The organism is Streptomyces sp. SAS_272, assembly GCF_052543235.1.
The window spans coordinates 101529-105163 of the sequence record NZ_JBMNDR010000018.1 but is presented as its reverse complement, the minus strand read 5'-3'; the positions used below and the strand labels follow the sequence as shown (position 1 = coordinate 105163).

2 protein-coding genes are annotated in these 3635 nt (G+C 71.3%); both read right to left on the bottom strand.

Annotated elements, in window-relative coordinates:
- Window positions 1-261: 261 nt before the first annotated feature.
- Window positions 262-2820 (bottom strand): MFS transporter, encoded by a 2559-nt coding sequence (locus ACN6LD_RS13925; RefSeq protein ID WP_458576031.1) that lies wholly within the window; start codon window positions 2818-2820, stop codon window positions 262-264.
- A gap of 94 nt (window positions 2821-2914) precedes the next feature.
- Window positions 2915-3475 carry a MarR family winged helix-turn-helix transcriptional regulator gene (locus ACN6LD_RS13920; protein WP_319192877.1) on the bottom strand — a complete coding sequence of 187 codons (561 nt, stop codon included), beginning with the start codon at window positions 3473-3475 and terminating at the stop codon, window positions 2915-2917.
- Between the last annotated feature and the right edge of the window lie 160 nt (window positions 3476-3635).

The following is a 3635-nucleotide window of genomic DNA, read 5'->3' as shown; positions in this document are numbered from 1 at the left end:
GTACCCCGCACCGGGCCGGAGCTGTATCTGCGACGACCGGCCGTTCGGCGGCCGACCTGTGGCCGATCTGTGGCCGTTCGGCGGCGGTGCGCGGCCGGTGTCCGATCACCGGCCGACGGCCGATGATCGGCTGCTTGCATACCTGGCTGTCTGCCCGGCGTCTGCCCGGCTGTTTGCGCGGCGCCCGCCAGGTGCAGGCCGGGCGCCCGTAGGCGTCCGGCCTGCACCCGTAGGCGTCCGGCCCTGCATCCCGGCCGGCGACTACTCGCCGGGGTGGGCGAGCTCGATGTCGTGGCCGTCGACGCCGGCTCCCGCGACGGTCAGCGCGGTGGCCACCGGCGGGTAACCGGTCGCGATGACCGTGTACTCGCCGCCGTCGAGGTCGGCGAAGGCATAGGCCCCGTCGACGCCGGTGGTGGCGGTGCCGACCACGTTGCCCGCCGCGTCCACGAGCGTCACGCGCGCGTCGGCCAGCGGTCCGTGCGGCGCCAGGACGGTGCCCTGGAGCCGGGCGCCCGCGTCGAGGACGACCTCCGCACGGGTCACGCCCGTGACGCCGATCTCGACGGGCAGGGCACGAGGCCGGAACCCGGCGGCGTTCACCGCCACGGTCACCGCGCCCGGCACCAGCTCCGCGAAGGAGAACTCGCCCTGCTCACCGGTGGTTCCGGTGGCCAGCAGATCGCCGCGCACGTCGGTGACGATCACCATCGCGTCCTTGACGCCCTCGCCCGACTCGGCGGCCCGCACCACACCGGTGAGCCCGCTGGTCCCGCTGAGCAGGATGTCGTACGCCACCGGCTCCGCGCCGTTCACCACGATCGTGGAGGCCTGGGGCTGGAAGCCGTCCGCGGAGGCGATCAGCACGTACGAACCCGTGCCCGGCGCGTCCACCGCGTAGGACCCGTCGGTCTGCGCGACCGCCCGGCCGAGCTGCCGTCCGGTCAGGGAGATCAGGGTGACGGCGGCCTGGGGGACGGGCGCGTTCTCGGCGCCGCGGACGAAGCCGTGCACGGGGATGCCGCCCGAGGGGACAACCGGCGACTCGACGGTGGCGACGGCGGAGAGCCGCTGCGCTCCGTGCGGACCGGTCTCCCGGCCGGGTTCCTGGGCCAGGTCGGCGACCGCCCAGCCGGGGACGTGCTCCCCGCCGGCGGCGGTCACCGCGCCCGGAGCCCGCGCAGCCGTGCCTCCGGCCGGGGTCTCCGTGGTGGCCGGCATCTCCGTGGTGGCCGAGGTCTCCGTGGTGGCCGAGGTCTCCGCGGCGGCCGGGGTCTCCGCGGCGGCCGAGGTGTCGCCCTCCGCCGCCTGCGCCAGCGCGCCCTTGGTCCGCAACGGGACCTCCTTGATGAACAGGGTGATCAGGAAGGCGAGCAGCGCCAGCACCGAGGCGATCAGGAAGACGTCCGCGATGCCGTGGCCGTACGCGCTCTCCATGACGGTGCGCAGCGGCACGGGCAGCTTGTCCATGTCCGGGATCTGGCTGGAGGAGTCGGAACCGGACGCGAGGGCGGCGTACTTCGGGTCGAGGCCGGCGATGCCGTCCTTGGCGTAGTCGGTGATGCGGTTCGCCATGACGGCGCCGAGCGCCGAGACGCCGATCGCACCGCCGAGCGAACGGAAGAAGGTGACCGTGGAGCTGGCCGACCCGAGGTCGGACGGGTCCACCTGGTTCTGCGTCGAGAGCACCAGGTTCTGCATCATCATGCCGATGCCGAGACCCAGCAGCGCCATGAAGACCGCGGTCTTCCAGTAGTCCGTGTCGTAGCGGATCGTGCTCAGCAGGCCGAGGCCCGCGGTGATGAGCACACCGCCGCTGACCAGCCAGGCCTTCCACTTTCCGGTGCGGGTGATGAGCTGCCCGGAGACGGTGGAGGAGACGAACAGACCGCCGATCATCGGGATCGTCATGATGCCGGACATCGTCGGGGACTCGTCCCGGGCCAGCTGGAAGTACTGGGCGAAGAAGACGGTCCCGGAGAACATCGCCACGCCCACGAACATCGAGGCGATCGACGACAGCGTGATCGTGCGGTTGCGGAACAGACGCAGCGGGATGATCGGCTCGGTGGCCTTGCTCTCGACGAGCACGAACAGCAGGGCGAGCAGGACCGAACCCGCGATCATCGTGTACGTCTGCCACGACAGCCAGTCGTACTTGTCACCGGCGAAGGTGACCCAGACCAGCAGCAGCGAGACCGCGGCCGAGATGAAGAACGCGCCGGCCCAGTCGACCTTCACGTCCCGCTTCACGACCGGCAGGTGCAGCGTCTTCTGCAGCACGATCAGCGCGATGACGGCGAAGGGGACGCCGACGTAGAAGCACCAGCGCCAGCCCAGCCAGGAGGTGTCCGTGATGACGCCGCCGAGCAGCGGACCGCCGACGGTCGCCACGGCGAAGGTGGCCCCCAGGTAGCCGGAGTAGCGGCCGCGCTCACGCGGGGAGATCATCGCCGCCATGACGATCTGCGCCAGGGCGGAGAGACCGCCCACGCCGACGCCCTGCACGACACGGCAGGCGATCAGCATGCCCGGGTTCTGCGAGAGGCCGGCGGCCGCCGAACCCAGCACGTAGATGACGAGCGCGATCTGGACGAGCGCCTTCTTGCTGTACAGGTCGGCGAGCTTGCCCCACAGCGGGGTCGTCGCCGTCATCGACAGCAGGGTGGCGGTCACGACCCAGGTGTAGGCGGACTGGCCGCCGCCGAGGTCGCCGATGATCTCGGGGAGGGCGTTCGAGACGATCGTGGACGACAGGATCGCCACGAACATCCCGAGCAGCAGCCCGGAGAGCGCCTCCATGATCTGCCGGTGGGTCATCGGAGCGTCCGCTGCGGAGCCGTGGGACCCTCCGGCGTGCTTCGCGTGGGCCCGCACACCGGCTGGTGTGGTCGTTGCCATGAGCTTCCTTCTCCTACGTCGCTTGTGCGGGTGTACGGGTGGTCTGCATCCGTTCGTCTTCGCGAACGGGAAGCGGAAGGCCGGGAGGCCGGTGCGCCGCGGGCGGCGGCGGGTCGGGCGGGGCCGGCGGCCGGTGGGTGACGGTCCGGCATTCGCCGAAACTGGCGCGCAGCCGGGTCAGCAGCCCGACGAGCTGGCCGACCTCGGCGTCGGTCCAGTCGCCCAGGCGCTCGGCCAGCAGGTCCGTGGTGCGGCGGTACAGGTCGGAGAGCATCGCGTGGCCCTCGGGGGTGAGGTGCAGGATGCGAGAGCGTTTGTCCGCCGGGTCGGGGGAGCGCAGGATCCAGCCCCGCTCGGCCAGATGCGCGGCGTGCCGGCTGGTCACGGACATGTCGACGGCGAGCAGTTCGGACAGGCTGCTCATGCGCATGTCGCCGTGGCGGCCCAGCAGCGTCAGCACAGCGGCCGAGCCGGCCGAGCAGTCCTGCGGCAGGATCCGCCCGAGGTCACGCTTCACGGCCCCGACGGCACTGAGCTGATGCGCCAGCTCCTCGAACTGCACCTGCTCGGCCATCACACCTCCCGGATTCGTTGCTTGGGGCAACCATAGAATCAGTTGGTTGCTGCAGGCAAATAAAATGGGCCGTCGTCGCCGCAAAAAGTTGGCAAAGGCGCGTGTTCCGGTGGCGAACGGGCAGGTCGGAGCAGGCGCAGCGCGGCGCGCCCGCATCGGT

What these genes read in the sequence shown, in the direction of transcription:
- ACN6LD_RS13925 (WP_458576031.1), bottom strand. Translation starts at nt 2,820, where the DNA reads ATGACCCACCGGCAGATCATGGAGGCGCTCTCCGGGCTGCTGCTCGGG.
- ACN6LD_RS13920 (WP_319192877.1), bottom strand. Translation starts at nt 3,475, where the DNA reads ATGGCCGAGCAGGTGCAGTTCGAGGAGCTGGCGCATCAGCTCAGTGCC.